The 25,194-nt window shown below is 72.0% G+C and carries 28 protein-coding genes; 12 read left to right on the top strand and 16 right to left on the bottom strand.

Annotation, left to right across the window (positions count from 1 at the left end; genetic code table 11):
• Nucleotides 1-40: 40 nt before the first annotated feature.
• Both OG974_RS09785 and OG974_RS09780 read right to left on the bottom strand, forming a co-directional pair.
• Nucleotides 41-1,066, bottom strand: a complete 1,026-nt coding sequence (locus tag OG974_RS09785) for a hemolysin family protein (protein WP_327282276.1) — start codon at nt 1,064-1,066, stop codon at nt 41-43.
• Complete coding sequence (locus tag OG974_RS09780; RefSeq protein ID WP_327282275.1) at nt 1,063-2,403, bottom strand: hemolysin family protein; 1,341 nt, start codon at nt 2,401-2,403, stop codon at nt 1,063-1,065. Before OG974_RS09780 ends, OG974_RS09785 begins: the two co-directional genes overlap by 4 nt.
• Before the next feature lie 195 nt (nt 2,404-2,598).
• Between OG974_RS09780 and OG974_RS09775 the strand changes: the two genes are divergently transcribed.
• Nucleotides 2,599-3,024: a GNAT family N-acetyltransferase gene (locus tag OG974_RS09775; protein WP_327282274.1), complete on the top strand. Its 426-nt coding sequence runs from the start codon at nt 2,599-2,601 to the stop codon at nt 3,022-3,024.
• 3 nt (nt 3,025-3,027) lie between these two features.
• Here OG974_RS09775 and OG974_RS09770 read toward each other — a convergent pair whose 3' ends face one another.
• Nucleotides 3,028-3,693 carry a class I SAM-dependent methyltransferase gene (locus OG974_RS09770; protein WP_327282273.1) on the bottom strand — a complete coding sequence of 222 codons (666 nt, stop codon included), beginning with the start codon at nt 3,691-3,693 and terminating at the stop codon, nt 3,028-3,030.
• Between the two features lie 205 nt (nt 3,694-3,898).
• Here OG974_RS09770 and OG974_RS09765 point away from each other — a divergent pair, with 205 nt between their 5' ends.
• A complete protein-coding gene (locus tag OG974_RS09765) occupies nt 3,899-4,516 on the top strand; it encodes a hypothetical protein (RefSeq protein ID WP_327282272.1) in 618 nt (205 codons plus the stop codon).
• A 115-nt stretch (nt 4,517-4,631) separates the two neighbouring features.
• Here OG974_RS09765 and bioD read toward each other — a convergent pair whose 3' ends face one another.
• From bioD to bioB, 3 genes are read right to left on the bottom strand one after another with little or no spacing between them, the layout of a single operon-like run.
• A complete protein-coding gene (gene bioD / locus OG974_RS09760) occupies nt 4,632-5,351 on the bottom strand; it encodes a dethiobiotin synthase (RefSeq protein WP_327282271.1) in 720 nt (239 codons plus the stop codon).
• A gap of 1 nt (nt 5,352) precedes the next feature.
• Nucleotides 5,353-6,666: an adenosylmethionine--8-amino-7-oxononanoate transaminase gene (locus OG974_RS09755; RefSeq protein ID WP_327282270.1), complete on the bottom strand. Its 1,314-nt coding sequence runs from the start codon at nt 6,664-6,666 to the stop codon at nt 5,353-5,355.
• Nucleotides 6,659-7,897 (bottom strand): biotin synthase BioB, encoded by a 1,239-nt coding sequence (bioB, locus tag OG974_RS09750; protein WP_327282269.1) that lies wholly within the window; start codon nt 7,895-7,897, stop codon nt 6,659-6,661. Before bioB ends, OG974_RS09755 begins: the two co-directional genes overlap by 8 nt.
• Before the next feature lie 156 nt (nt 7,898-8,053).
• On the opposite strand from bioB, the gene OG974_RS09745 reads away from it, so the two are divergent.
• A complete protein-coding gene (locus OG974_RS09745; RefSeq protein WP_327282268.1) occupies nt 8,054-9,226 on the top strand; it encodes an 8-amino-7-oxononanoate synthase in 1,173 nt (390 codons plus the stop codon).
• Between the two features lie 4 nt (nt 9,227-9,230).
• Here the strand turns inward: OG974_RS09745 and OG974_RS09740 are convergent, their stop codons facing one another.
• Nucleotides 9,231-9,452 carry a DUF397 domain-containing protein gene (locus tag OG974_RS09740; RefSeq protein WP_327282267.1) on the bottom strand — a complete coding sequence of 74 codons (222 nt, stop codon included), beginning with the start codon at nt 9,450-9,452 and terminating at the stop codon, nt 9,231-9,233.
• A 12-nt stretch (nt 9,453-9,464) separates the two neighbouring features.
• A complete protein-coding gene (locus tag OG974_RS09735; protein WP_327282266.1) occupies nt 9,465-10,349 on the bottom strand; it encodes a helix-turn-helix transcriptional regulator in 885 nt (294 codons plus the stop codon).
• A gap of 196 nt (nt 10,350-10,545) precedes the next feature.
• On the opposite strand from OG974_RS09735, the gene OG974_RS09730 reads away from it, so the two are divergent.
• The gene (locus OG974_RS09730) at nt 10,546-10,995 is read left to right on the top strand and encodes an ATP-binding protein (RefSeq protein ID WP_327282265.1); all 450 of its coding nucleotides are present in this window, start codon (nt 10,546-10,548) and stop codon (nt 10,993-10,995) included.
• A gap of 16 nt (nt 10,996-11,011) precedes the next feature.
• On the opposite strand, the gene OG974_RS09725 is transcribed toward OG974_RS09730, so the two are convergent.
• Entirely contained in the window at nt 11,012-11,401 is a 390-nt protein-coding gene (locus OG974_RS09725; RefSeq protein ID WP_327282263.1) for a VOC family protein, read from the bottom strand.
• A gap of 289 nt (nt 11,402-11,690) precedes the next feature.
• On the opposite strand from OG974_RS09725, the gene OG974_RS09720 reads away from it, so the two are divergent.
• From OG974_RS09720 to OG974_RS09690, 7 genes are all read left to right on the top strand, one after another.
• Nucleotides 11,691-11,993, top strand: a complete 303-nt coding sequence (locus tag OG974_RS09720; protein WP_030300160.1) for an urease subunit gamma — start codon at nt 11,691-11,693, stop codon at nt 11,991-11,993.
• 12 nt (nt 11,994-12,005) lie between these two features.
• Nucleotides 12,006-12,317 carry an urease subunit beta gene (locus OG974_RS09715; protein ID WP_327282262.1) on the top strand — a complete coding sequence of 104 codons (312 nt, stop codon included), beginning with the start codon at nt 12,006-12,008 and terminating at the stop codon, nt 12,315-12,317.
• Nucleotides 12,310-14,031 carry an urease subunit alpha gene (locus tag OG974_RS09710; protein ID WP_328762020.1) on the top strand — a complete coding sequence of 574 codons (1,722 nt, stop codon included), beginning with the start codon at nt 12,310-12,312 and terminating at the stop codon, nt 14,029-14,031. The genes OG974_RS09715 and OG974_RS09710 overlap by 8 nt, the downstream gene beginning before the upstream one ends.
• Nucleotides 14,032-14,060: 29 nt before the next feature.
• Nucleotides 14,061-14,735 (top strand): urease accessory UreF family protein, encoded by a 675-nt coding sequence (locus OG974_RS09705; protein ID WP_328762018.1) that lies wholly within the window; start codon nt 14,061-14,063, stop codon nt 14,733-14,735.
• A gap of 102 nt (nt 14,736-14,837) precedes the next feature.
• Nucleotides 14,838-15,524, top strand: a complete 687-nt coding sequence (ureG, locus tag OG974_RS09700; protein WP_327282258.1) for an urease accessory protein UreG — start codon at nt 14,838-14,840, stop codon at nt 15,522-15,524.
• A complete protein-coding gene (locus tag OG974_RS09695) occupies nt 15,521-16,378 on the top strand; it encodes an urease accessory protein UreD (RefSeq protein ID WP_328762016.1) in 858 nt (285 codons plus the stop codon). The genes ureG and OG974_RS09695 overlap by 4 nt, the downstream gene beginning before the upstream one ends.
• Nucleotides 16,379-16,569: 191 nt before the next feature.
• Complete coding sequence (locus tag OG974_RS09690) at nt 16,570-18,234, top strand: alpha/beta hydrolase (RefSeq protein WP_327282256.1); 1,665 nt, start codon at nt 16,570-16,572, stop codon at nt 18,232-18,234.
• 27 nt (nt 18,235-18,261) lie between these two features.
• Here the strand turns inward: OG974_RS09690 and OG974_RS09685 are convergent, their stop codons facing one another.
• The 6 genes from OG974_RS09685 to OG974_RS09660 all read right to left on the bottom strand — a co-directional run bounded on the left by OG974_RS09685 (nt 18,262) and on the right by OG974_RS09660 (nt 23,718).
• Nucleotides 18,262-18,972, bottom strand: coding sequence for a lysophospholipid acyltransferase family protein (locus OG974_RS09685; RefSeq protein WP_327282255.1), 711 nt, complete (start codon nt 18,970-18,972; stop codon nt 18,262-18,264).
• Between the two features lie 242 nt (nt 18,973-19,214).
• On the bottom strand, nt 19,215-19,373 hold the full coding sequence (locus OG974_RS09680; protein WP_327282254.1) for a hypothetical protein: 159 nt from the start codon (nt 19,371-19,373) through the stop codon (nt 19,215-19,217).
• Nucleotides 19,374-19,405: 32 nt separating this feature from the next.
• Complete coding sequence (locus OG974_RS09675) at nt 19,406-20,374, bottom strand: cytochrome c oxidase assembly protein (RefSeq protein WP_371646187.1); 969 nt, start codon at nt 20,372-20,374, stop codon at nt 19,406-19,408.
• Between the two features lie 108 nt (nt 20,375-20,482).
• Complete coding sequence (locus OG974_RS09670) at nt 20,483-21,508, bottom strand: 6-phosphofructokinase (RefSeq protein ID WP_327282252.1); 1,026 nt, start codon at nt 21,506-21,508, stop codon at nt 20,483-20,485.
• A gap of 214 nt (nt 21,509-21,722) precedes the next feature.
• Entirely contained in the window at nt 21,723-22,451 is a 729-nt protein-coding gene (locus OG974_RS09665; protein ID WP_327282251.1) for a glutamine amidotransferase, read from the bottom strand.
• Between the two features lie 28 nt (nt 22,452-22,479).
• The gene (locus tag OG974_RS09660; RefSeq protein WP_327282250.1) at nt 22,480-23,718 is read right to left on the bottom strand and encodes a MurT ligase domain-containing protein; all 1,239 of its coding nucleotides are present in this window, start codon (nt 23,716-23,718) and stop codon (nt 22,480-22,482) included.
• Nucleotides 23,719-23,840: 122 nt separating this feature from the next.
• On the opposite strand from OG974_RS09660, the gene def reads away from it, so the two are divergent.
• Nucleotides 23,841-24,404 (top strand): peptide deformylase, encoded by a 564-nt coding sequence (gene def / locus OG974_RS09655; RefSeq protein ID WP_327282249.1) that lies wholly within the window; start codon nt 23,841-23,843, stop codon nt 24,402-24,404.
• A gap of 36 nt (nt 24,405-24,440) precedes the next feature.
• Here the strand turns inward: def and OG974_RS09650 are convergent, their stop codons facing one another.
• Entirely contained in the window at nt 24,441-25,085 is a 645-nt protein-coding gene (locus OG974_RS09650; RefSeq protein ID WP_327282248.1) for a TetR family transcriptional regulator, read from the bottom strand.
• Nucleotides 25,086-25,194: the final 109 nt, after the last annotated feature.

Genomic DNA, 25,194 nt, shown 5'->3' with positions numbered 1-25,194 from the left:
GACCGCGTAGGGCCGGGGCACCACTGCGGTGGCGGCGGCGTCAGGCGGAGGCCGGCCGGCCGAACAGCTCGCGCAGCACGTCCTCCATCGTGACCAGGCCCGTCATCGCCCCGCCCGAGCCGAGTACCGCCGCCAGGTGCGTCCGGCTGCGCCGCATCGCGGTCAGCACGTCGTCCAGCGGGGTCTCCGCTCGTACCTGCGCGATCGGGCGCAGCGCGGACACCGGGAACGACTCGTCCCGCTCCGGCCCGTCCGCGTCGAGGGCGTCCTTGACGTGCAGGTACCCGAGGATCCCGGCCTGCGCGTCGATCACCGGGAAGCGGGAGTACCCGGATGAGGCGGACAGCTGTTCCAGGCCCGTCGGCGTGATGCCGTCCCGGGCCACGACGACCCGGTCCAGCGGCAGCACCACATCGGTGACCGGCCGCCGGCCCAGTTCCAGGGCGTCGTACAGCCGCTCGCTCGCCCGGCCGTCGATCAGTCCCGCCTCGCTGGAGTCCTTGACGATCCGCGCCAGCTCGTCGTCGGTGAAGGTCGCCGCGACCTCGTCCTTGACGTCCACCCGCAGCAGTCGCAGCAGGAGGTTGGCGAAGGCGTTGACCGCGAAGATCACCGGCTTCAGCGCCCGGGTCAGGGTGACGAGCGGCGGACCGAGCAGCAGTGCGGTGCGCACGGGCTCGGACAGCGCCACGTTCTTCGGCAGCATCTCGCCGAAGAGCATGTGCAGGTACGTCGCCAGTGCCAGGGCGATCACGAACGAGATCGCGTGCGTCAGCCCCGACGGCACGCCCACGAGGTCGAACAGCGGGGTCAGCAGGTGGGCGATGGCCGGCTCGGCCACCACACCCAGGACCAGGGTGCACAGCGTGATGCCCAGCTGGGCCGCCGCCATCAGCGCCGACACGTGTTCCAGCGCCCATAGCACCGCGCGCGCCCGCCGGTCGCCCCGCTCGGCGTGCGGTTCGATCTGGCTGCGCCGCACCGAGATCAGCGCGAACTCGGCGCCGACGAAGAAGGCGTTGACGACCAGGGTCGCCAGGCCGATCAGCAGTTGGAGCACCGTCATCGGGCTGCCTCCCCACCCTTGTCTTGCGGCGGCTCGACCGGCGCGTGCAGCAGCACCCGTGCGGCCCGTCGCCCGCTCGCGTCCACGACGTCGAGCCGCCAGCCGCCCAGCTCCATGCTGTCGCCGACGGCCGGGATCCGGCCCAGCTCCGTCGCTATCAGGCCGGCGAGGGTCTCGTATGGGCCGTCCGGCACGCGCAGTCCGATCCGCTCCAGCTGGTCGGTGCGCGCGGCTCCGTCGGCGGAGTAGAGGCGGCGCCCGGAGGCGTCCGTACCGGCCGGGGCCAGGTCCGCGGTCTCGTGCGGGTCGTGCTCGTCGCGCACCTCGCCGACGACCTCCTCGACGATGTCCTCCAGGGTCACGACGCCGGCCGTGCCCCCGTACTCGTCGATCACCACGGCCATCGTCCGGCGGCCCGACAGCAGGTCCAGCAGCCGGTCCACGGTCAGCGACTCCGGTACGAGGAGCGGTTCGCGCAGCAGCTGGGAGACGGGGCGGCGGTGCCGTTCCCCGGCGGGCAGGGCGACCACGTCCTTGATGTGGACGGTACCGACGACGGTGTCGAGGCTGCCCCGGTAGACCGGGAAGCGCGACAGGCCGGTCGCGAGCGTCGCGTTCGCCACGTCCTCGGCGGTGGTCTGCACGTCGAGGGCGGTGACCTGGACGCGCGGGGTCATGACGTTCTCCGCGGTCAGGTCGGCCAGGTTGAGGGTCCGTACGAACAGCTCGGCGGTGTCCTTCTCCAGCGCGCCCGCCTTGGCGGAGTGCCGGGCGAGCGCCACCAGCTCCTGCGGAGTGCGGGCGGAAGCGAGCTCCTCGGCGGGTTCCATGCCGAAGCGGCGGACCAGGTGGTTCGCCGTGCTGTTCAGATGGCTGATGAACGGCCGGAACGCGCGACTGAAGACCCGTTGCATGGTGGCCACCCGCTTGGCGATGGCCAGTGGGGACGAGATCGCCCAGTTCTTGGGCACCAGCTCGCCGACGACCATCAGGACGAGGGTCGACAGCACGGTGCCCAGGACCAGGGCGACGGAGGAGGCGGCGCCGGCCGACAGCCCCACGGCCTCGAAGGGACCTTGCAGGAGGGCGGCGATCGAGGGCTTGGAGATCATGCCGATGACCAGGCCGGTCACGGTGATGCCGAGCTGGGCGCCGGACAGCTGGAACGTCAGGCTCCGGACGGCCGTCAAGGCGCTCTCGGCGCCGGGCTCGCCGCGCTCGACGGCCTGTTCGAGCTCGCTGCGCTCGACGGTGGTCAGGGAGAACTCGGCCGCGACGAAGACTCCGCAGGCAAGGCAGAGCAGCAGCGCTACGAGGAGCAGGAGCACTTCGGTCATCGGTCGGTCACCTCCGTCCCATGATCAGCCAGGAGGAGGGGTATTGCGCGATGTCGGGTACCGGGGGGCTCGCCCATGGGCGGACGCTCACACCTTTCGTTCGGGTCGGTCGACTGCTGTCCACCATGGTAAAGGAAAGGCAAAGGGGAGGGCTCATGCTTTTGGCGGAGCGCACCCGGATGATGGGATCCGGCCATGAGTGATCTTCATGTCGGTCCCGCGTCGGTCGCCGATCTCCCCTCCGTGCTCGACTTCTGGAAGACCGCCGCCGAGGGAACGAGTATCAGTGACGACCTCGCCGGGGTCGAGCAGCTCCACGCCCGCGATCCGCGCGCCCTGCTGCTCGCCCGCCGGGGCGGCGAACTCGTCGGCACCGTGATCGCCGGCTTCGACGGCTGGCGCTGCCACCTGTACCGGCTCGCGGTACACCCGGCGCACCGCCGGCAGGGCATCGGATCGGCGCTGCTGGCCGCCGCGGAGGAACGGTTCCGCGAGCTCGGCGGACGCCGCGCCGACGCGATGGTGCTGGACCGCAACGAGGGGGCGCACGGGGCGTGGGACGCGGCGGGGTACCACCCCGAGGACCACTGGACGCGCTGGGTCAAGCCGCTCGACGCCTGAGCCCTACCCCGGACCGCGGCGGGCCGACCCGATCACGCAGTACGAACTCGGGAACGCGGGCCCGCGCTCGGGGAGCCGGAAGCTGCGGTACGAGACGGACCGGAATCCGGCGGCCCCGATCGCGGCGGCCGGGTCCCGGTAGGTGTGGCACCCGCCGAAGAGACGGGGCCAGACGGTCCGGTCCAGGGTGCGCTGGACGGCGGCCATGCCGGCGGTGGGCGCGCGGCCGTGTTCGAAGAAGCGGAGCTCGGCGTCGGGGCGGAGCACCCGGTGGAGCTCCGCGAGCGCGCGGGGCAGGTCCCGTACGGAGCACAGCACGAGGGAGGCGACCGCGGCGTCGAAGGCCTCGCTCTTGACCGGGAGTGCCTCGGCGACACCCGGCACGACATCGACCGGGACCTCGGCGCGCAGGGCGGCGTCGGCGGCGAGCCGGCGTAGCCGCCGCTCCGGTTCGACGGCCACGACCTCGGAGACGGCGCGCGGGTAGTGCGCGAAGTTGAGGCCGTTGCCGGCACCGATCTCGATGACCCGGCCGGATACGCCGTGCAGGAGCTCGCGGCGCAGGGCGCCGATGCCGCCGCGGGTCTCGGCCGTGGTGCTGAAACGGGCGTAGAACCGGGCGAAGAGCGGGTGGTTGACGGAGTCCGGGTCGCGATGTGGAGCGGGCATGGCGGGCCTCCGGGGGCGGGGTGGCGGCGGGTGCGGTTGCCCTGCCCGGCTGTTCCCCGTCCGGGAGGCCCGCAAAACCGGCCGTCCGCCGGTCGGTTGAGTACGCGTACTCAGGAGTCCGGGACCGCCGGATGTGGACAATCGGGTGATCGCAGGAATCGGAGTCGCCCCGCCGCCGGGGCCCGACCCAGGAAGCGGAGACCCAGTGACCTCCCGTACCACCGCCGTCGGCGCCGTGCTGCTCGCCGCAGGGGCGCTCGTACTGACCGCCTGCGGCACCGAGGTGTCCGGGAGCGGCGCGGCCGCCGGCCCGTCCCCGGTGCCGTCCTTGAGCCCGACCCCGGACCACGCCGCCCGGGAGGCGGCCGCGGTGGCCCGCCACGACGCGCTCTTCCCCGAGGTGGCCAAGGCGTGCGCGGGCATGGACACTGCCGCCCCGTCGGCCACGCCGGACGACCTGCCCACGGACCCGGAGGCGCGCAAGTACGCGGAGAACCACGGGTACAAGAGCCAGGTCGGGCTCAGTCCGCAGGCCCGGTGCCGGGGTGATGCGCACGCCGCGCGGATCGAGGTGGCGCTGGGCGGCCCCGGCGGGAAGGGCGCACCGCAGACGGCTCAGGACCTCGGTCGGCTCCTGAAGGAACTCGGATACGAGCTGGACACCGGGGACGTGTACGGATCCGGCCCGGGCAACCTCTCGTTCGTCCTGTCGATCCCCGAGAGCGGACCGTGCGTGACGGGCCGCCTGGGCGTGCCGGTGAGTGTGGAGGCACACGGGGTCTACGCGGAGGGCGGCTGCCGCGAGCCCCGTGGTGGGCACTGAGCGCGCCGGGAACGGAGCACGGACGCAGCGGCCCGGCGGTGCCGTGGGGCGCCGCCGGGCCGCTGCGTGGCCGGGGTCCGGGGTCCGGGCCAGGAGTCCGGACCCCGGCTCCCGATCAGGGCTGCCAGGCCGTCAGGAAGGACTCCGGGGACCAGGTGCCCGAGAGGGCGGGGGACAGCCAGCCGGGGGCTGCCGCGCAGAAGGCCTCCGGGGAGAGGGATCCCGAAGCTTCCGGGACCGCGCCCAGCAGCGGGAGTCCCGAGGACGACGGGAGGTCCGCCAGGTTGCAGCGGCAGGCCAGGTCCGGCTGCGCCGGCCAGCTGCCGATGACCACGCCCGGGGACTCCAGCCCCCGGGCCCGGAGGGCCTCGGCCGTCAGGGTCGTGGAGTTGAGGGTGCCGAGCGCCGCCGGGGCGACCACCAGGACGGGGGCGCCGACCAGGCGGGCCGCGTCGGCCAGGGTGTGGCCGGCTTCGTCGAAGCGGACCAGCAGGCCGCCCGCACCCTCCACCAGGACCAGGTCGTGGGAGCGGGCGAGCCGCTCCGCGGCCTCTGCGACGGCTGCCGGCGAGACCGTGGGCAGGCCGGAGCGGCGGGCCGCCGTGTCCGGGGCCAAGGGTTCCGGGTAGCGGGCCAGTTCCACCGCCGTGACCGCCGGTCCGGCCAGCCGGACCGCCTCCGCCGCATCACCCGGAGCACCGGGTTCCATGCCCGTCTGGGCCGGCTTCAGGACCGCCACCGAGCGGCCCGACGCCACCGCGGCGGCCGCGATCGCCGACGTGACCACCGTCTTGCCGATCTCCGTGCCCGTGCCCGAGACCATGAGCACCGTCATGTCAGCCCTCCTCCGCCGCCGCGCACACCGCGCGGCAGATGCGGGCCACGTCGGCGTCGCCCGTCACGAACGGCGGCATCACGTAGATCAGGTCCCGGAACGGGCGCACCCACACGCCCTCCCGGACCGCCGCCCGGGTGGCCGCGGCCACGTCGACCTCGTGGGTCAGCTGGACCACGCCGATCGCGCCCAGGACGCGTACGTCCCGGACACCGGGCAGGTCCCGCGCCGGGGCCAGGCCCTCCAGCAGCCCCGCCTCGATCCGCTTGACCTCGCGCTGCCAGTCCTGGCCGAGCAGTAGGTCGATCGAGGCCAGCGCCACGGCCGTGGCGAGCGGGTTGCCCATGAACGTCGGCCCGTGGGCGAGGACGGGGACCGCGCCCTGCGAGATCCCGGCCGCCACCCGCTCCGTGCACAAGGTCGCCGCCAGCGTGAGGTAGCCGCCGGTCAGGGACTTGCCGAGGCACATCACGTCCGGGGTCATCCCTGCGTGGTCCGCCGCGAACAGGGCGCCGGTGCGGCCGAAGCCCGTGGCGATCTCGTCCAGGATGAGCAGGACGTCGTACTCGTCGCACAGTTCGCGCAGCACCCGCAGGTAGGCCGGGTTGTGGAAGCGCATGCCGCCCGCGCCCTGGACCACCGGTTCCACGATCACCGCGGCCAGCTCGTCCGCGTGCGAGGAGACCAGGGAGCGCAGGTGGTCCACGTACGCGGGGTCCACGGGCCCGTCGAAGCCGCTCGGCGGGACGTCGGCGAAGAGCTGGCGCGGGAGGATCCCCGACCAGAGGTCGTGCATGCCGCCCTCGGGGTCGCAGACGCCCATCGGCGTCCAGGTGTCCCCGTGGTAGCCGCCGCGCCAGGTCAGGAGCCTGGTCTTGCCGGGGCGGCCGATGGAGCGCCAGTACTGGAGGCACATCTTCACCGCGACCTCGACCGAGACCGAGCCCGAGTCGGCGAGGAAGACGTGCTCCAGGCCGACCGGGGTGATCTCGACCAGCCGGGTGGCGAGGCGGACGGCGGGCTCGTGGGTGAGCCCGCCGAACATCACGTGCGACATCCGGCCGAGTTGCTCGGTCACGGCCTCGTTCAGCGCCGGGTGGTTGTACCCGTGGATCGCCGACCACCAGGAGGACATGCCGTCGACCAGTTCGTCCTGCCCCTGCGAGGGCTCGGCCAGCCGCAGCCGGACACCCGAGGCGGAGGAGACGACCAGCGGCTCCTGCCGCCCGGGCATCGGTCCGTACGGGTGCCAGACGTGCTGCCGGTCCAGCGCGAGCAGTTCCGCGGCCGGCAGCGGGGCGTGCTGATCAGGCATTGGGGGCGAGGTCCGTTCCCGCGCCCCGTCGGCGGACCGCCACCAGGTCCGGGCGGACCTCGCCCGCCGGAGCCTGGCCCGGCGCCTCGGCCCGGGCCTCGGCCGGTGCCTGCGCGGGGACGGCCTCGTGCTCGTGGCCCGAGCAGCCGCCGCACGCCGAGCCGCAGCCCGCCTCCGCCGGGGAGGAGCCGCACGGCCCGTGGGCTGCGGCCGCGGCCGCAGCGTCCGCGCGGTGCGCCGGGAGGGTCGTCGTACCGGCGCCCTCCACCTCGAAGCCGGCGTCCGCGATCATGTCGAGGTCGGCCTGGCCCGCCTGGCCCTCACTGGTGAGGTAGTCGCCGAGGAAGATCGAGTTGGCGATGTTCAGCGCGAGCGGCTGCATCGAGCGCAGGTGCACCTCGCGGCCGCCGGCGATCCGGACCTCCACGTCGGGGCAGACGAACCGGACCATCGCCAGGATCCGCAGGCAGCGCTGCGGGGTGAGGTTCCACTCCTTGGCCAGCGGGGTGCCCTCGAAGGGGATGAGGAAGTTGACCGGCACCGAGTCAGAGTCCAGCTCGCGCAGCGAGTAGACGACGTCGACCAGGTCCTCGTCGCTCTCGCCCATGCCCGCGATGAGCCCGGAGCAGGCGGACAGGCCCGCCGCGTGCGCCTTCTGCACCGTGTCGACCCGGTCCGCGTAGGTGTGGGTCTTGGTGATCTGGCCGTACGTGGCCTCGGACGTGTTGAGGTTGTGGTTGTAGGCATCGGCACCCGCGTCCTTCAGACGCTCCGCCTGGCCGTCCGAGAGCAGGCCGAGGCACGCGCACACCTCGACGCCCTCGTTCTGCTCCTTGATCGCCTCGATCGTCTTGCCGACCCGCTCGACGTCGCGGTCCGTCGGGCCGCGCCCGCTCGCCACCAGGCACACGCGCTTCGCGCCGCCCGCGACACCGGCCGCGGCGGCCTGGGAGGCCTCGTCCGGCTTGAGCCACGTGTACTTGAGGATCTCCGCTTTCGATCCCAGTCGCTGGGAACAGTAGGAGCAGTCCTCCGGGCAGAGCCCGGACTTCAGGTTGACCAGGTAGTTCAGCTTGACCCGACGCCCGAACCACTGGCGGCGCACCTTGCCGGCCGCGGCCACCACGTCGAGCAGTTCATCGTCAGAGGTCGCCAGAACGGCGAGCGCCTCTTCGCGGGTCGGCAGCTCGCGCCGCAGCCCCTTGTCCACCAGGGTGTTCAGCAGGTCCATGACGCCGATCCTGGACCACACGACCACTCCCGGCCAAGGAGGGATCGCACAACATGGCCGGAACGGAGTGTGTGTATCGCCACACCTGGGACTCAAGTGGCGGCCGTTAGGGTCAGGCACGTCTGTGGACAGCCGACAAATCACGAGGACGCGCCGATGAGTCAGTACAGCCCCGAGCCCGATGACGTGTTCGCCTGGATCGACGACGCGGAGCGGGCCCGTGAGCAGGCCGGACTGGTCCGGACGCTGCGGCCCCGCCCGGAGTCCTCGCCGCTGCTGGACCTGGCGAGCAACGACTACCTCGGGCTCTCCCGGCACCCCGAGACCGTGCGCGGCGCGTGCGAGGCGGCCGAGCGGTGGGGGGCAGGGGCCACTGGATCACGTCTGGTGACCGGTACGACCGAGCTTCATGCGGAGCTTGAGCGGGAGCTCGCCGCCTTCTGCGGGTTCGAGGCCGCCCTGGTCCTGTCCTCCGGGTACGCGGCCAACCTGGCGGCCGTCACCGCACTCAGCGACCGGGGCACCCTCGTCGTCTCCGACGCAGGCAACCACGCCTCGATCGTCGACGGCTGTCGGCTCTCCCGCGCCGAGACCGACGTGATCCCGCACTCCGACCCGGAGGCCGCGCGCAAGACGCTCGCCGGGCACGGTGGCCGGGCGCTGCTGGTCAGCGACTCGGTGTTCTCCGTGGACGGGGACGCCGCCCCGCTCGCCGCGTACGCGGCCGCCTGCCGGGCGGAGGGTGCGGCCCTGGTCGTGGACGACGCCCACGGGTTGGGCGTCCTGGGGGAGGGCGGCCGGGGAGCCCTGTACGCGGCCGGGCTCGCGGGTGCGCCCGGGGTGGTCGCCACCCTCACCCTCTCGAAGTCCCTGGGCAGCCAGGGCGGAGCCGTGCTCGGCCCTGCCAAGGTGATCAGGCACCTGGTCAACACGGCGCGGACCTTCATCTTCGACACCGGGCTGGCACCGGCCGCCGCGGGTGCGGCGCTGGCGAGCCTGCGCCTGCTCCAGCGGGAACCGGAGCGCGCCGGCCGGGCCCGCGAGGTGGCCGACCGCTTGTACGGGCGGCTCACCGCGTCCGGCCTGACCGCGGCCCGGCCGGACGCGGCCGTGGTGTCGGTACGGGCCCCGTCGGCTTCGGCGGCACTGCGCTGGGCCGCCGACTGCCGCGAGGCAGGTCTGTCCGTGGGCTGCTTCCGTCCGCCGTCGGTGCCGGACGGCATCTCCCGGCTGCGACTGACCGCACGTGCCGATCTCACGGGGGACGAGATCGACCGCGCCGTCGCGACGATCCTGGGGACCGCCCCGGCCGGAGCCACGGACCGCTAGGGCGTCACGCGAGCACGTCCGCCCGTACGGATGCGAGGAAGCCGTACCAGGCCGGCCCGGTGAAGAGCACGGCCGGGCCGTCCGCCCGCTTGGAGTCGCGGACGGCCAGCAGGTCGCCGCCGAGGGCGGCCGTTTCCACGCAGTTGTTCATTCCGGTGCTGCGGCTGCTCCGCCGCCACCGCGCGCTGATCAGAAGTCCGCTGGAGGAGAGGGGGGTTGCGGACACGGGGGTGCCTCCTTACGCGTCGTCAGCGAGTGAGCTGATGAGATCCGACGAGTCCTGGGGCGGGAGGGCGTGCGCCTGGATGGTGCGGAATGCGGCGCTGTACGCCTCAAGGTCTTCCTTCCGCTCCAGATAGAGGCTACTCGTCAAATGGTCGAGTACCACCACATCCAGATCGGCGATGTTCGGAAATGAGAAAATGACGAACGGTCCGGTCAGGCCGAGATGGCCCCCCACGCTGAACGGCAGTACCTGCAACCGCACTTGCGGCAACCGGGCCACCTGCGCCAGGTGTCGCAATTGCGCCGCCATCACCCCGGGGCCGCCGATCTGCCGGCGCAGTACCGCCTCGTCGAGCACGGCGCTCAGCTCCAACGGCGGATCGGCCCGCAGCACCGACTGCCGGGCCAGTCGTACGTCGACCAGCGCGTCGACCTTGGGTTCCGGAAGCCCGCCCAGCGCGGCCCGGGTCACCGCCCGTGCGTACTCCGGGGTCTGTAGCAGGCCCGGCACCACGGAGAGCTCGACCGTGCGGGCCGAACGGGCGCCCGCTTCCAGGCTGATGAAGTCCCGGTATTCCTGTGGCAGCAGCCCCCGGTAGTCGTGCCACCACTGGCGGCCGCGACCGGCCTCGCTGCCCGGTCCCGGTCCGGCCGCCGAAGCCGACAGGGCCTCCAGCAGGGCCCGCTGTTCGGGACTGACGACGTTTCCGTAGACATCCAGCAGGAGGCGGATGTCCTCCGGTTTCACGCCACTGCGACCCGTTTCGATGCGGCTGATTTTCGACTGGTGCCACCCCGCGATCCGGGCGGCCTCACCACTGGTGAGTCCGGTCCGGTCGCGCAGCGCGCGCAGTTCCTCGCCGAGCTTGCGCCGACGCACCGCGGGACCGTGCTGCATACCCGCCTCCTTCCACCGGCACAGCTCGCACCAGTCTGCCGTCCAAATACGCTCTTCCGTAGCAGAGTTCACTGCATTGAGCGACAGATATATGCATATCTTGGGGTAACGGCAGCACCGGCGGGACGATGGGTGGCACTCTGGCGTCCAGCACAGATCCGGGGCGGTTCGCCCCGGTGGGAAAGGGACCGTCGCCATGGCAGACCACCAGGAAGCATCCGTCACTCTGCCGAGCGATCCCGCCTCGGTCGCCACCGCCCGCCGCTACGTCACGGAGGTGCTCGGTGAATGGGGACTGCCCGACGGGGCCGACACCGCCGACAGCGTCCGGCTGATCGTCTCGGAACTCGCCACCAACGCCGTGCAGCACACGTTCGGCCAGTCGCCCACCTTCACCGTCGACATCCGCCTGGAGTGCGGGGAACGGCTCCGCGTCGGCGTCACCGACAGTCACCCGCGCTGGCCCAGGCGCCTCCCCGCCGCCGTCCAGCAGGACAACGGCCGGGGGATGGTCATCATCCGCTGGCTCGCCGCCGAGGCGGGCGGACGGCTCTCCGTCAGCCCCACCGAGGACGGCGGCAAGACCGTGTGGATCGCCCTGCCCTGGCCCGTCGGGGCCCCGGCGGAGAGCGTCACCGGCTGTTGAGCGGGGTCGGTGGGGCTCAGCCCTGCCCGCGCTCCGCGGCGCTCCGTTCGATGCACAGTTCGTTGCCCTCCGGGTCGGCGAGCACCGCCCAGCCGGAGCCGTCCTCCCGGCGCCGGTCGTCCACCAGCTTCGCGCCGAGCCCGATCAGCCGCTCGACGGTCTCGTCGCGGGTGCCGCTGGGCGGCTGGATGTCCAAGTGGACGCGGTTCTTCATGGACTTGGCGTCCGGAACCCGGATGAACAGCAGACCGGGAACCCCGGGCTGCCCCGGGTCCACGAGGATCTCGTCGTCGTCCTCGGCGTCGTCCGGGTGGATCGGGAAGCCGGTGGCCGCGGACCAGAACGTGGCGACCTTGTACGGATCGAGTGCGTCGAAGGTGATGTGTCGGACCGGGTTGAGAAACATGCATCTCCTCGGTGGCGGGTCCTCCGGCGGCGGCCGGCGGCTGAACCGCGTGTCTCCACGAAACGTGGGTTAACGCGGCGGAAAAACGCGGCGCTTAGCGTGGCGCCCACTGCCTTGCGTCAATGATCGCCCATCAGCCGGCAAAGCGGTGGTGCGCGGTGCGGAAAGCCTTTCTCTTCGTTGGGCAAGACACGCTTGGCATGGATATACGCAGGTCAACAAAGTGTTGAAGGCCGTTAGGGTCGGCCTGGTGCGACGCTGATCTTGTCCCGGAAACTTGGTGATACGAGTGCAACTGACACCGCACGAGCAGGAACGACTGCTCATCCATGTGGCCGCCGACGTGGCCGAGAAGCGCAGGGCGCGCGGGGTCCTCCTCAACCACCCCGAGGCGGTCGCCCTGATCACGTCGCACATCCTCGAAGGCGCCCGCGACGGGCGGACCGTTGCCGAGCTCATGGCCTCGGGCCGCACCGTGCTCGGACGCGCCGAGGTGATGGAGGGGATCCCCGAGATGATCCACGACGTCCAGGTCGAGGCGACCTTCCCGGACGGCACCAAGCTCGTCACCGTCCACGACCCGATCGTCTGAAGGCGAGAGACCGTGATCCCCGGCGAAATCGTCCACGGGGACGGCCCGGTGCGCCTCAACGAGGGCCGGCCCGTCACCCGCCTGACCGTGCTCAACGTCGCCGACCGGCCCGTCCAGGTCGGCTCGCACTACCACTTCGCCGAGGCCAACCCCGGCCTCGACTTCGACCGTGCCGCAGCCCGCGGACTGCGGCTCAACATCGCCGCCGGCACCGCCGTGCGCTTCGAGCCGGGCATCCCGGTCGCGGTGGAACTCGTACCGTTGGCCGGGCTGCGCACCGTACCCGGTCTGCGCGGGGAGACCGGGGGGCCGCTCGATGGCTGAGCTCGACCGGCGCGCGTACGCCGACCTCTTCGGACCGACCGCCGGCGACCGCATCCGGCTCGCCGACACCGACCTGTTCGTCGAGATCGAGGAGGACCGCAGCGGCGGCCCCGGACGCTCCGGCGACGAGGCCGTGTTCGGTGGCGGCAAGGTGATCCGCGAATCCATGGGGCAGGCGCGCACCACCCGTGCCGAGGGCGCCCCCGACACCGTGATCACCGGGGTCGTCGTCATCGACCACTGGGGCATCGTCAAGGCCGACATCGGCATCCGCGACGGCCGCATCTGCGGCATCGGCAAGGCCGGCAACCCCGACACGATGGACGGAGTGGACCCCGCTCTCGTGATCGGTCCCGAAACCGAGATCATCGCGGGCAACGGGAAGATCGTCACCGCGGGCGCCATCGACACCCACGTGCACTTCATCTCGCCGACCGTCATCGACGAGGCCCTGGCCTCCGGCATCACCACCCTCGTCGGTGGCGGTACCGGACCCGCCGAGGGAACCAAGGCCACCACCGTCACCCCCGGACCCTGGCACCTCGCCCGGATGTTCGCGGCCCTGGAGTCCTACCCGGTCAACATAGGCCTGCTGGGCAAGGGCAACACCATGTCCCGCGACGCCATGTACTCCCAGCTGCGCGGCGGCGCCCTCGGCTTCAAGATCCACGAGGACTGGGGGGCCACCCCCGCCGTCATCGACGCCTGCCTCGGTGTCTGCGACGAGACCGGCGCGCAGGTCGCCATCCACACGGACACCCTCAACGAGGCCGGATTCGTCGGCGACACCCTCGCCGCCATCGCCGGGCGGACGATCCACTCCTACCACACCGAGGGCGCGGGCGGCGGCCACGCACCCGACATCATCACCGTGGTCTCCGAGTCGAACATCCTGCCCAGCTCCACCAACCCGACCCGGCCGCACACCATCAACACCATCGAGGAACACCTCGACATGCTGATGGTCTGCCACCACCTCAACCCGGCGGTCCCCGAGGACCTGGCCTTCGCCGAATCCCGGATCCGGCCCTCGACCATCGCCGCCGAGGACGTCCTGCACGACATGGGCGCCATCTCGATCATTTCCTCGGACGCCCAGGCCATGGGCCGCGTCGGCGAGGTCGTGATGCGCACCTGGCAGACCGCCCACGTGATGAAGAAGCGGCGCGGCTTCCTGCCCGGCGACGGACCCGCCGACAACCACCGCGCCCGCCGCTACGTCGCCAAGTACACGATCAACCCCGCCGTGGCCCAGGGCCTCGCACGGGAGATCGGCTCGGTGGAGACCGGCAAGCTCGCCGACCTCGTGCTGTGGACGCCCGCGTTCTTCGGGGTCAAACCCGAAGTCGTCATCAAGGGCGGTCAGATCGCCTACGCGCAGATGGGCGACGCCAACGCCTCCATCCCCACCCCGCAGCCGGTGCTGCCCCGCCCGATGTTCGGCAGCTTCGGCCGGGCCCCCGGGCTGAACTCGATCAACTTCACCGCGCAGGCCGCGCTCGACGACTCGCTGCCCGAACGGCTCGGACTCGGCAAGCAGTTCGTGGCCATCGAGAGCACCCGCAAGGTGGGCAAGTCGGACATGCGCAACAACGACGCCATGCCGAGGGTCGAGGTCGACGCAGACACCTTCACCGTCACCATCGACGGCGAGGTCGTGGAGCCGGCGCCGGCCGCGGAACTGCCCATGGCCCAGAGATACTTCCTGTTTTGAAAGGAGCCGCTTCCGATGGGCGCAGCCCGATGAGCCTCGCCGCCCTGCTCGTCCTCGCGGACGGCCGCTTCCCCGCCGGAGGGCACGCCCACTCCGGCGGGGCCGAGGCCGCCTGCAAGGCCGGCCGGATCCATGACGCCGCCACCTTGGAGGAGTTCTGCCGCGGCCGGCTCCACACGGCCGGACTCGTCGCCGCCGGACTCGCAGCGGCCGCGGCCCTCGGGCTCGACCCGGCGGTCCTCGACACCGCCGCCGACGCACGCACCCCGTCGCCCGCGCTGCGCACCGCGGCGCGGCGGCTGGGCCGGCAGCTGATGCGGGCCGCCCGGGCCACCTGGCCCGCCGTCGAACTCGACGCGCTCGCCGCGGCCTTCCCGCGCGGGGCGCACCAGCCGGTGGTGCTCGGGATCACCGCCCGGGCGGCCGGACTGGGGCCGCTGGAGGCCGCGCACGTGGCGGCGTACGAGAGCGTCAGCGGACCGGCGACCGCGACGGTGCGGCTGCTCGGCCTGGACCCCTTCGAGGCGAGCGGGGTCCTGGCCCGCCTCGCCCCCGAGCTCGATGAGGTCTGCGGCCGGGCCGCCCGGGCCGCACACCGAGCCCTGCGGGAAGGCCCCGACGCGCTGCCCGCGGCGTCCTCGCCGCTGCTGGAGATCGCGGCGGAGGCCCATGCCGGCTGGCCGGTACGGCTGTTCGCCTCCTGACCGCACGCCGCACGCCGCCCGCCCGCCGCACGCCCGCCGTACGCACCGCACGCCGCCTCCCCGGCAGCCCCCGACCACCTCCACGACCTCCTGGAGATCCCCATGCACCTTGACCACGGCGTGACCTACCCCCAGCGCCACACCCACAGCGCCGAGCCCGTGCGGGCGGACGGCTCGCGCCGGGCCCTGCGCATCGGACTCGGCGGACCCGTCGGCTCCGGCAAGACGGCCACCGTCGCCGCGCTCTGCCGGGCCCTGCGCGCCGAACTGTCCATGGCCGTCGTCACCAACGACATCTACACCCGGGAGGACGCCGAGTTCCTGCTCCGGGAGGCCGTCCTGCCGCCCGAGCGGATCAGCGCGGTGGAGACCGGCGCCTGCCCGCACACCGCCATCCGCGACGACATCTCCGCCAACCTGGAGGCGGTGGAGGAGCTGGAGGAGACCGTCGGGCCGCTCGACCTGATCCTCGTCGAGTCCGGCGGCGACAACCTCACCGCCACCTTCTCCCGGGGCCTCGTCGACGCCCAGATCTTCGTCATCGACGTGGCGGGCGGTGACGACATCCCGCGCAAGGGCGGCCCCGGCGTCACCACCGCCGACCTGCTCGTCGTCAACAAGACCGACCTCGCCCCCTACGTGGGCTCCGACCTGGACCGGATGGCCCGCGACGCCGCCGAGCAGCGCGGTGAACTCCCCGTCGCCTTCCAGTCGCTGCGCGGCGCGGAGGGCGTGGCTCCGGTGGCCGCGTGGGTGCGCGGGCGGATTGCCGCCTGGACCGCCCGATGATTCCCACGGCGGCCGCGGCGCCCCCCGCAGCGGCGCCACCGGTCACCGCGCCCCCGCACGCCGCGCCCCCCGCCGCCCCGGCCCGGCAGCTCCTCGCTCCGGCGGGTGTACGGGCCACCGCCCGGATCTCCGCGGTCGCCGACGGCCGCGGAGGTACCGCCCTGCCGCTGCTGTCCGGGGAGGGGCCGCTGGCGCTGCGCCGGACCCGGGGCTCGGGCGCCGAGGCCGGCGTCATGCTGGTCGGTGCGATGAGCGCCCCGCTCGGCGGGGACCACCTCACGGTGGAGGCCGCCGCCGGCCCCGGTGCCCGCCTCGCCCTGGCCTCGGCGGCGGCCACCTTGGCGCTGCCCGGCCGCGGTGGTGAGCCCGCGCGGTACGACGTACGGCTGACCCTGGCCGGGGAAGCGGCCGTACGGTGGCTGCCGGAGCCGCTGGTCTCCGTGCGCGGCAGTGACCTGCGGGTGCGCACCCGCGTCGAACTCGCCCTCACGGCACGGCTGCTGCTGCGCGAGGAGCAGGTGCTGGGCCGCACGGGGGAGGAGCCGGGCCTGCTGCGCAGCAGGCTCACCGTGACCCGGGGCGGGAAGGCGCTGCTGGACCAGGAGGTGGCCTGCGGACCGGGAGCGCCGGGAGGCTGGGACGGTCCGGCGGGGCTGGCGGGCCATCGGGCGCTCGGTCAGCTCCTGGTCGTCGATCCGGCGTTCGCGGAGTCGGCGCCGGCTCCCGCGGTGCTCGGGGAGTTCGCGGCGGTCACCCCGCTGGCGGGTCCCGCCGTACTCGTGACGGCTCTGGCGCCCGATGCGCTTCGGCTGCGCGAGGTACTGGACGCGGCGTGTCGAACGTACGGCTGGTAATCGCTGAGCGAACCTGGGACGAATCAGACACCGCTCAGCGGTACACGCCTTTCCGGTTATCGGGTTGGCAAAGAACGTGACCTTGCTCTGTTGTCAGGTGTAGGTCAGGCGAAAGGATCCTCCTGGATCGACCGACCAACCCGACCAACCCGGCCTCCTCCGGCCGGGTCTGACGCAGGGGGAACAACCACGTGATACGCACTGCAGCGCTGGGGAGCGCTGCCACTCTGATCACCGGAACGCTGGCCGCGAGCCTGCTGCTCGCGCCGCCCGCCGCCGCGGCCTCGTCCGCCGGGAGCAGCTCGGTTCCGGAGGCGCTCGGCGTGCAGCTCGCCGCCGCCCGCGCCGCCCGCACCGGGATCGAGTGGAAGGACTGTCCCGCCGACTGGGGCTTCGAGGCCCCGATCCAGTGCGGCTGGGTCAAGGTCCCGCTGGACTACGCCAAGCCGTTCGGCAAGACCATCGACCTCGCGGTCGACCGGATCGGCAGCACCGGCACCAAGGAGGAGCGCCAGGGCGCGCTCGTCTACAACCCCGGTGGCCCCGGCGGCTCCGGCATGCGCTTCCCGCGCCGGGTCACCACCAAGAGCCCGTTGTGGGTCAACACCTCCAAGGCCTATGACTTCGTGGGCTTCGACCCGCGCGGTGTCGGCCACTCCGCCCCGATCTCCTGCATCGACCCGCAGGAGTTCGTCAAGGCTCCCAAGGCCGACCCGGTCCCGTCCAACGAGGCCGACAAGCGCGCCCAGCGTAAGCTCGCCGCCGAGTACGCGGACGGCTGCAAGGAGCGCAGCGGCGAGATGCTGCCGCACATGACCACGCCGAACACCGCGCGCGACCTGGACGTCATCCGGGCCGCCCTCGGCGAGAAGAAGCTGAACTACCTCGGCGTCTCCTACGGCACCTACCTCGGCGGCGTCTACGCGACGCTGTTCCCGAGCCACGTGCGCCGCATGATCGTCGACAGCGTGGTCAACCCGGACACGGACAACATCTGGTACGAGGCCAACCTCGGCCAGGACGTCGCCTTCCAGGTGCGCTGGAACGATTGGGAGGACTGGGTCGCCAAGAACGACAACGTCTTCCACATCGGCGACACCCGCGCCAAGGTCGAGGCCAAGTGGCTGGAGCTGCGCGCCAAGGCCAAGGCCAACCCGCTCGGCGGCGTCGTCGGCCCGAACGAGCTCCTCGGCTTCTTCCAGGGTGCCCCGTACTACGACTCCTCCTGGGTGCCCGTCGCCCAGGCGTTCAGCGCGTTCGTGGCCGGTGACGAGAAGCCGCTGATCGAGGCGATCTCCCCGGACATGTCCGACATCAAGGGCAACATCGCCTCGGAGAACAGCAACGCGGTGTACACCGCGGTCGAGTGCGCGGACGCCAAGTGGCCGACCAGCTGGGCCAAGTGGGACCGGGACAACACCAAGCTGAACGAGAAGTACCCGTTCCTGACCTGGTCCAACGCGTGGATGAACCTGCCCTGCGCGACCTGGAAGGCCAAGCAGAGCAACCCGATCGAGGTCGGTGCCAAGCGCGGCCTGCCGCCGGTCCTGATCGTCCAGTCCGAGCGTGACGCCGCCACGCCTTACGACGGTGGCGTCGAGATGCACCGCCGCCTCGCCGGCTCGCGTCTGATCACCGAGCAGAACGCCGGCTCGCACGGTGTCACCAGCCTGGTGAACCCCTGCATCAACACCCGGGTGGACGCCTACCTGCTGACCGGCAAGGTCGACGCCAAGGACGTGAAGTGCGGTCCGCACGCCACTCCGGTCGCCCCGGCCCCGGCCGCTGCGAAGGCGCTCGCCGATGCTCCGGCCTCCGCGCTCCCGGCGCTGGAGGAACTGCCGGCCGTTCGCTAAGGCCTGCGGCACAGCACGGGAGAAGGCTCAGCGCGACCAGCGCCGGGCCTTCTTCCGTGCCTCCTCCTCTTCGGCCTTGACCTCGGCGGCGTACCGGTCCACGTATTCCTGGCCGGACAGCTGGAGCACGGCGTACATGATCTCGTCGGTGACGGCCCGCAGCACGGCCCGCTCGCCCTCCAGCCCGGCGTAGCGCGAGAAGTCAAGCGGCCGGCCGAAGCGGATCGTCACCCGCCGGATGTTCGGGATCTTCTGCCCGGGCGGTTGGATCTCGAAGGTGCCGACCATCGCGCACGGGACGACGGGCACCCCGGCTCCGAGCGCCATCGCGGCCACTCCCACCTTGCCCTTGTACAGCCGCCCGTCGTGCGAGCGGGTGCCCTCCGGGTAGATCCCCAGCAGCTCGCCCTTGGCCAGCACCCCCAGCCCCTCGCGCAGCGCGGCCTGCCCGGCGTCCTTGCCCGACCGGTCCACCGGGATCTGCCCGGCGCTGCGGAAGAAGAACGCGGTCAGCCGCCCCTTCACCCCGGGGCCGGTGAAGTACTCCGCCTTCGCGAGGAAGGTGATCCGGCGCTTGAGGATGGCCGGCATCAGGAAGTGGTCGGAGAACGACAGGTGGTTCCCCGCGACGATGGCGGCACCCTCCGCCGGGATGTTCTCCAGTCCCTCGATGCGCGGCCGGAAGAGCAGACGCAGCAGCGGACCGAGCAGCACGTGCTTGAGCAAGTGGTAGAACACCGGGGCATTTTCCCTTCGCCTGGGGGTCAGGTCAGTGTGCCGGACACGGTGCCGGATGGGCATGGCGCATCAGGATCCCGCCCGCCCCGGAGGGCGCATGGGGGAGAGAGACCGACCGAATCCGGCCGCTAGGTCGTGTGGCCAAAGTCCCGTCTGCTGGCGGGCCGACGCTGCTTTGACAGCGCTCCCGAGGGCCGGGCCAGGGGAACGGGCGGAGGGGCGGCAGGGCAGGGGAGGGGCGGTCAGGGCTTGCGGGACGCCGCCATTCCGGCGGTCAGCAGGCCGAGGAGCACCCAGCCGAACCACAGCCAGCCGTTGCTGCCGAGGGCCACGGAGTACGTGGCGACGGCCACCAGAGCGGCGAAGGTCATGACGGCCATCGCCTTAACGGATCCGGTCATGCCCCATGGTCGCGCGCGAAGGTGCCGGTGCGCTACTGGCCACGCGCTTGGAGCGAGGCGAGATAGGAGTTGTACGCCTCAAGCTCCTTGTCGCCGTCGCGGTCCGCTGCGCGGTCCGAACGCTTCGCCGCCCGCTGCTCCGAGTGGTACCACTGGTAGACCAGCGCGATCAGCACCAGTACCGACGGGATCTCGCTGAAGGCCCAGGCGATGCCGCCGCCCCACTGCTGGTCGAGCAGCGGATCGATGCCGAGGGAGGCCGGCGGGTCCGAGTACGTCTTGATCATCGGCTCGCTCGCCATCATCAGGGCGATGCCGAAGAAGGCGTGGAACGGCATGCCGGCGAAGAGCTCCAGCATCCGCATCACGTAGCCGGGGCGGTGCGGGCCCGGGTCCACACCCATGATCGGCCAGAAGAAGACCAGGCCGACGGCCAGGAAGTGCACCATCATGCCGATGTGCCCGGCCTTGCTCTCCATCAGGAAGTCGAAGAGCGGGGTGAAGTAGAGGGCGTAGAGGCTGGCGATGAACAGGGGGATCGTGAACACCGGGTGGGTGATCACCTTCATGTAGCGGCTGTGCAGCAGCATCAGCAGCAGCTCGCGCGGCCCCTTGACGCCCCGCGCCGCGGGCGGCAGCGCGCGCAGCGCCAGCGTCACCGGCGCGCCGAGCAGCAGCAGGATCGGGGAGAGCATGCTGATGACCATGTGCTGGATCATGTGCACGCTGAACATGACCATGCCGTAATCGTTCAGCTTGGTGCACATCACGAGGGCGACGCTCAGTACGCCCGCGGTGAAGGCGATCGTCCGGCCCACCGGCCAGGCGTCCCCGCGGCGGCGCAGCCGCAGCACGCCCCACAGGTACAGGCCGAGGCCCACCAGCGAGCCGATCAGGAAGAACGCGTCGAAGGAGAACTCCAGCCCGCGCCCGAGAGTGAACGGCGGCAGGTCCATGTCCATGTCCATGTTCATGTCCATGCCGTGACCGCTGTGATCCATCTGTCCACTCCCTTGACCTGTGGTGCCCCACCACAGTAATGCCGCCCCCGGACGCGAACTCGTCCGGGGGCGGTCATCACAGGAGTGAGGCGGAGAAGGGGGGAAACATCACAGAACGGTCTGCGCCTCGTCGTACCGCTCGGCCGGAACCGTCTTGAGGGTCTGCACGGCGTCGGCGAGCGGGACCATCTCGATCTCGGTGCCGCGCAGGGCCGTCAGCATCCCGAACTCGCCGCGGTGCGCCGCTTCGACCGCGTGCCAGCCGAAGCGGGTGGCCAGGACCCGGTCGTACGCGGTGGGCGTGCCGCCGCGCTGGACGTGGCCCAGGATGACCGGGCGGGCCTCCTTGCCCAGGCGCCGCTCCAGCTCCACGGCGAGGATGTTGCCGATGCCGGCGAAGCGCTCGTGACCGTACTGGTCGGTGCCGCCCTCCTGGAACGCCATGGAGCCGGGGCGCGGCTTGGCACCCTCGGAGACCACGACGATCGCGAACCGCTTGCCCGCGGAGAAGCGCTCGCCGACGACCGCCGTCAGCTCGTCGATGTCGAAGGGGCGCTCGGGAACGACGATGGCGTGGGCGCCGGCCGCCATGCCCGAGTGCAGGGCGATCCAGCCCGTGTGGCGGCCCATGACCTCCACGACCATCACGCGCTGGTGGGACTCGGCGGTGGTCTTCAGCCGGTCCAGGGCCTCGGTGGCGACCCCGACGGCGGTGTCGAAGCCGAAGGTGACGTCCGTCGAGGCGATGTCGTTGTCGATGGTCTTCGGGACGCCGACGATCGGCAGGCCGGCCTTCGAGAGCAGGTTCGCGGCCTTCAGGGTGCCCTCGCCACCGATCGGGATGATGGCGTCCAGACCGAGGTCGGCGACGTGCCCGCGGGCCCGCTCGACGCCGTCGCGCAGGTGCGCCGGCTGTACCCGGGAGGAGCCCAGGATCGTGCCGCCGCGGGCCAGGATGCCGCTGACGGCGTCGAGGTCGAGCTTGCGGTAGTCGCACTCCAGCAGACCGCGCCAGCCGTCGTGGAAGCCGATGACCTCGTCGCCGTGGTCGACGACGGAGCGGTGCACGACGGAGCGGATGACGGCATTGAGGCCGGGGCAGTCGCCGCCGGAAGTGAGCACACCAATGCGCATGGCAGGAAGAACCTTTGCAACGTGGGCCGACGACCGGACCACGTCGTCCGGTTGGAACTACGGCCACCCTACAAGCGGTGGAGCGGTGGACTGAACCATCCTCCACATGCTGGTCATGCTCGTCGTACGAAACGACGTCGGCCCGGTTCCCCCAAGGGAAAACCGGGCCGAACACATGATGGCGGGGCCGCCCCGATGAGCGGCCCGCGCGGCGTTACGCGGGCTGCGTGGCCGCCGAAATGCGCTCGGTGCGCAGCGCCTCGTACCACCGGTCGTCGATGGGCGGCAGCGCGTTCACGTCGAGGGCCAGCTTCAGCAGCAGGTCCGCGATCTGCGGGTTGCGGGCCATGACGGGGCCGTGCATGTACGTGCCGAAGACCGTGTCGTTGTACGCGCCCTCGGTGCCGTCGCCCGTGCCGTTGCCGCGGCCCAGGCGGGTGCGGGCGAACGCCTTCGCGCTCGGGCCGAGGTGCGTGACGCCCTGGTGGTTCTCGAAGCCGGTCAGCTGCGGCAGGTTCAGGCGCGGGTCGATGTCCGCCAGGACGTCGCCGACGCACCGCTCGCCCTCGCCGCGCACGGTGACCACGTCCAGCAGGCCGAGGCCCTCCTGGCGCTCGCCCATGTCGTTGACGAACTCGTTGCCGAGGATCTGGTAGCCGGCACAGACGGAAAAGACGATCGCCCCGTTCGAGACGGCCCGCTCCAGACCGCCGTCGCGCAGCAGACGCTCCGCGGCGAGCCGCTGCGGCCGGTCCTCACCGCCGCCGATCAGGTAGATGTCGCCCGAGGTGGGGATGGGCTGGTCGCTGCGCACGTCCACGCGCTGCACGTCCAGGCCGCGCTGGCGCGCCCGGCGCTCCACCACGAGGGCGTTGCCCTGGTCTCCGTACGTGCTCAGCAGGTCGGGGTAGACCCACACCAGACGCAGGCTGTTGTCGCTCATGCTCTTGTGTCCTCTGGAGGTATGAGTACTAGTTGCCGACGCGGCGGCGCACGTCCTGGAAGGCGGTGTAGTTGGCGATCAGCTCGATCTGCCCGGGCGGCGCCAGCTGCACGGCCTCGTCGAGGGTCTCGCACACCCGGAAGTCCAGGCCCGCGACCTCAAGGCGGACCGCCAGGTCCAGCTTGCGGTCGCCGATCACGAAGATCGGGTGCCCGGCCAGACGCGGGTAGTCCACGTCCCACAGCCAGGACGTGTCGGTGCCGTCGGCCCCGCGCGCGTTCACCGAAAGGATCACCGGAGTCGGCGGCGGGTCGATCAGCGAAAACGTTTCGAGCCAGCCCGCCGGGTTCTTCGCGAGCAGCAGGCGCAGCTCACGGCCCTGGAAGGTGACCACGTCGTAGCGGCCGGCGACGGCCTGCACCTGGTACATCCGCTCCAGCGCGACCTGCGGCGGCACGCCGAAGACGGCGGCGACGGCGGCCGAGGTGGCGGCGTTCGCCTTGTTGGCGCGGCCGGGCAGCTGGAGGTGGATCGGCCAGGCGCTGCCGTGCGGGTCCAGCACGTGGTCCCCGGACAGCACCCAGCTCGGGGTGGGGCGCCGGAAGCCGCACTCGCCGCAGAACCAGTCGTCGCCGGGGCGCTGCATGACGCCACCGCAGGAGGGGCACGACCAGGCGTCGTCCTTCCACTCCTGACCGGCGGCGACCCACACCACGTTCTGCGAGGACGAGGCCGACCACACGATGAGCGGGTCGTCGCAGTTCGCGACGATGACGGCCTTGGAGCCCTGGAGGCCCTCGCGCCACTTCTCCGCGAGCATGCGGGTCTCGGCGGCGCGGTCCAGCTGGTCGCGGGAGAGGTTCAGCAGGGCGATCACCTTGGGGGTGACGTCCCGGGCCACCCCGGCGAGGTACTTCTCGTCCACCTCGATGACGCCGTACTTGGCCTCCGAACCGCCCGCGAGGGCGGAGGTGATGCCGGCCGGCATGTTGGCCCCGAGGGCGTTGGACACGACCGGACCGCTGGCCCGCAGGGCCTCGGCGATCAGTCGCGTCGTCGTGGTCTTGCCGTTCGTCGCAGAGACGAGGACGACGTCGAGATGCTGCGCGAGCGCTCCGAGGAGATCGGGGTCGAGTTTGAGTGCGACCTTGCCACCGATCACCGATCCGCTTCCGCGTCCCGCGGCCCGCGACACCGCCGCCGCGGCCTTGCCCGCCGTCACGGCCAGCTTGGCCCGCGGCGAAAGCGGCTCTGTGTTGCCTGCCATCGTCCCTTGTCCTCCTTGCGTCGGTCGGCCCCAGCCTATCCAGTACCGGCCGGGGCCTTGACCGCGGCGCCCCTGGGCGCCGCGGATCTCCTCATATATTCGCCCGTCGTAGGCTTGCGGCCATGCGACAGCGCCCCATTCCCGGTACCGCCGGCCTCGTCCGCACCATGAGCCTGCTCGGCGATCCGGTGCTCCGCTCAACCTGCGCGGAGGTCACCGAATTCGGCCCGGCCCTCGACCGGCTCATCGAGGACATGTTCGCGACGATGTACGCCGCCGACGGCGTCGGCCTCGCGGCGAACCAGATCGGCGTCGGGCAGCGGGTGTTCGTGTACGACTGCCCCGACGACGAGGACGTGCGCCACGTCGGGCACATCGTGAACCCGCGCCTGGTGGCGACCGACGGGGACGAGTTCCGCGGCCCCGAGGGCTGCCTGTCGCTGCCCGGCCTGGAGGCGGGCACGGTCCGCTTCGACCGTGCCGTCGTCGAAGGGGTCACCTCCGCGGGTGCGCCCCTACGGATCGAGGGCACCGGGTTCTTCGCCCGCTGCCTCCAGCACGAGTGCGACCACCTCGACGGCACGGTCTACGCGGACCGGGTCACCGGGCTGCGCGCCCGGCGGCTGCGGCGGGCGATCCGCAGGACGCCGTGGGGCGCGCGGGCCGGGGCGGCCGCGCAGGACTGAGCGCGGGCCGCGGCGCGGGCCGCAAGCCCGTGCCGGCTAGAAGCCCGGGCCGTCCGCGCGGTTACCGGCCGTGGCCAGGCGGCCCCACAGCAGGTCGGTGAGTCCGGCGACCAACTCCGCGCGCTCGCACGGGCGCTCGCCGAGCCACCAGTCGCCGGCGGCGTGCATCATGCCGACGATGCCGTGGCCCCAGATCCGGGCCATGCGTTCGCCGCCGGGGCCGAGGTCCACGCGTTCGCCGATCACCTGGGCGAGCTCCTCGCCGAGCCGGCGCAGCAGCGGGGCCGAGTGCAGGCCCACGTCGAAGCCCCGTTCGGCGGCGTGCGAGTCCTCGGCCGGGTGCATCAGGAACCGGTACACCTGCGGGCGGGCCTCGATGGCCGCGAGATAGGTGTCGAGGGTGGACTCCACGCGGTTGCGGCGCTCGGCCGGGGCGTCGAGCGCGGCGCGCAGAGAGTCGAGCAGGGCGTCGGTGTGCCGGACGGCCAGGGCCTGGTAGAGCCCGGCCTTGTCGCCGAAGTGCCGGTACAGGATGGGCTTCGTGATGCCGGCTTCCGCCGCGATGGCGTTCATGGACGCCTTTGGGCCGTCCCGGAGGACGACCCTGTCGGCCGCTTCGAGCAGCTCCCGCCTGCGGCGTTCGGCCGCTCCCGGTTCTCCGGTCTGTTGGGTTGTCTCCATGAGTGTTTCTCTCCCCGCCCTTGCGATGGTGCGTGACGCCCACGCAACGTAACACCCCGCACACCCTCGCGAACGAATCGGCTGCGTCGCGGACGACTCTGCTTGACAG

It is taken from the genome of Streptomyces sp. NBC_00597 (assembly GCF_041431095.1).
Taxonomy (GTDB): domain Bacteria; phylum Actinomycetota; class Actinomycetes; order Streptomycetales; family Streptomycetaceae; genus Streptomyces.
This window is presented reverse-complemented; position numbering and strand designations above follow the sequence as displayed.

Excerpts from the sequence above, each read along its gene's own strand:
- OG974_RS09710 (WP_328762020.1), top strand. The coding sequence starts at position 12,310 with ATGGCTGAGCTCGACCGGCGCGCGTACGCCGACCTCTTCGGACCGACC.
- ureG (WP_327282258.1), top strand. The coding sequence starts at position 14,838 with ATGCACCTTGACCACGGCGTGACCTACCCCCAGCGCCACACCCACAGC.
- OG974_RS09725 (WP_327282263.1), bottom strand. The coding sequence starts at position 11,401 with ATGTTTCTCAACCCGGTCCGACACATCACCTTCGACGCACTCGATCCG.
- OG974_RS09780 (WP_327282275.1), bottom strand. The coding sequence starts at position 2,403 with ATGACCGAAGTGCTCCTGCTCCTCGTAGCGCTGCTGCTCTGCCTTGCC.
- OG974_RS09660 (WP_327282250.1), bottom strand. The coding sequence starts at position 23,718 with ATGGCAGGCAACACAGAGCCGCTTTCGCCGCGGGCCAAGCTGGCCGTG.
- OG974_RS09745 (WP_327282268.1), top strand. The coding sequence starts at position 8,054 with ATGAGTCAGTACAGCCCCGAGCCCGATGACGTGTTCGCCTGGATCGAC.
- OG974_RS09755 (WP_327282270.1), bottom strand. The coding sequence starts at position 6,666 with ATGCCTGATCAGCACGCCCCGCTGCCGGCCGCGGAACTGCTCGCGCTG.
- OG974_RS09680 (WP_327282254.1), bottom strand. The coding sequence starts at position 19,373 with ATGACCGGATCCGTTAAGGCGATGGCCGTCATGACCTTCGCCGCTCTG.
- OG974_RS09770 (WP_327282273.1), bottom strand. The coding sequence starts at position 3,693 with ATGCCCGCTCCACATCGCGACCCGGACTCCGTCAACCACCCGCTCTTC.
- OG974_RS09665 (WP_327282251.1), bottom strand. The coding sequence starts at position 22,451 with ATGAGCGACAACAGCCTGCGTCTGGTGTGGGTCTACCCCGACCTGCTG.
- def (WP_327282249.1), top strand. The coding sequence starts at position 23,841 with ATGCGACAGCGCCCCATTCCCGGTACCGCCGGCCTCGTCCGCACCATG.
- OG974_RS09785 (WP_327282276.1), bottom strand. The coding sequence starts at position 1,066 with ATGACGGTGCTCCAACTGCTGATCGGCCTGGCGACCCTGGTCGTCAAC.
- OG974_RS09695 (WP_328762016.1), top strand. The coding sequence starts at position 15,521 with ATGATTCCCACGGCGGCCGCGGCGCCCCCCGCAGCGGCGCCACCGGTC.
- OG974_RS09775 (WP_327282274.1), top strand. The coding sequence starts at position 2,599 with ATGAGTGATCTTCATGTCGGTCCCGCGTCGGTCGCCGATCTCCCCTCC.
- OG974_RS09650 (WP_327282248.1), bottom strand. The coding sequence starts at position 25,085 with ATGGAGACAACCCAACAGACCGGAGAACCGGGAGCGGCCGAACGCCGC.
- OG974_RS09730 (WP_327282265.1), top strand. The coding sequence starts at position 10,546 with ATGGCAGACCACCAGGAAGCATCCGTCACTCTGCCGAGCGATCCCGCC.
- bioD (WP_327282271.1), bottom strand. The coding sequence starts at position 5,351 with ATGACGGTGCTCATGGTCTCGGGCACGGGCACGGAGATCGGCAAGACG.
- OG974_RS09705 (WP_328762018.1), top strand. The coding sequence starts at position 14,061 with ATGAGCCTCGCCGCCCTGCTCGTCCTCGCGGACGGCCGCTTCCCCGCC.
- OG974_RS09675 (WP_371646187.1), bottom strand. The coding sequence starts at position 20,374 with ATGGATCACAGCGGTCACGGCATGGACATGAACATGGACATGGACATG.
- OG974_RS09735 (WP_327282266.1), bottom strand. The coding sequence starts at position 10,349 with ATGCAGCACGGTCCCGCGGTGCGTCGGCGCAAGCTCGGCGAGGAACTG.
- bioB (WP_327282269.1), bottom strand. The coding sequence starts at position 7,897 with ATGGACCTGCTGAACACCCTGGTGGACAAGGGGCTGCGGCGCGAGCTG.
- OG974_RS09670 (WP_327282252.1), bottom strand. The coding sequence starts at position 21,508 with ATGCGCATTGGTGTGCTCACTTCCGGCGGCGACTGCCCCGGCCTCAAT.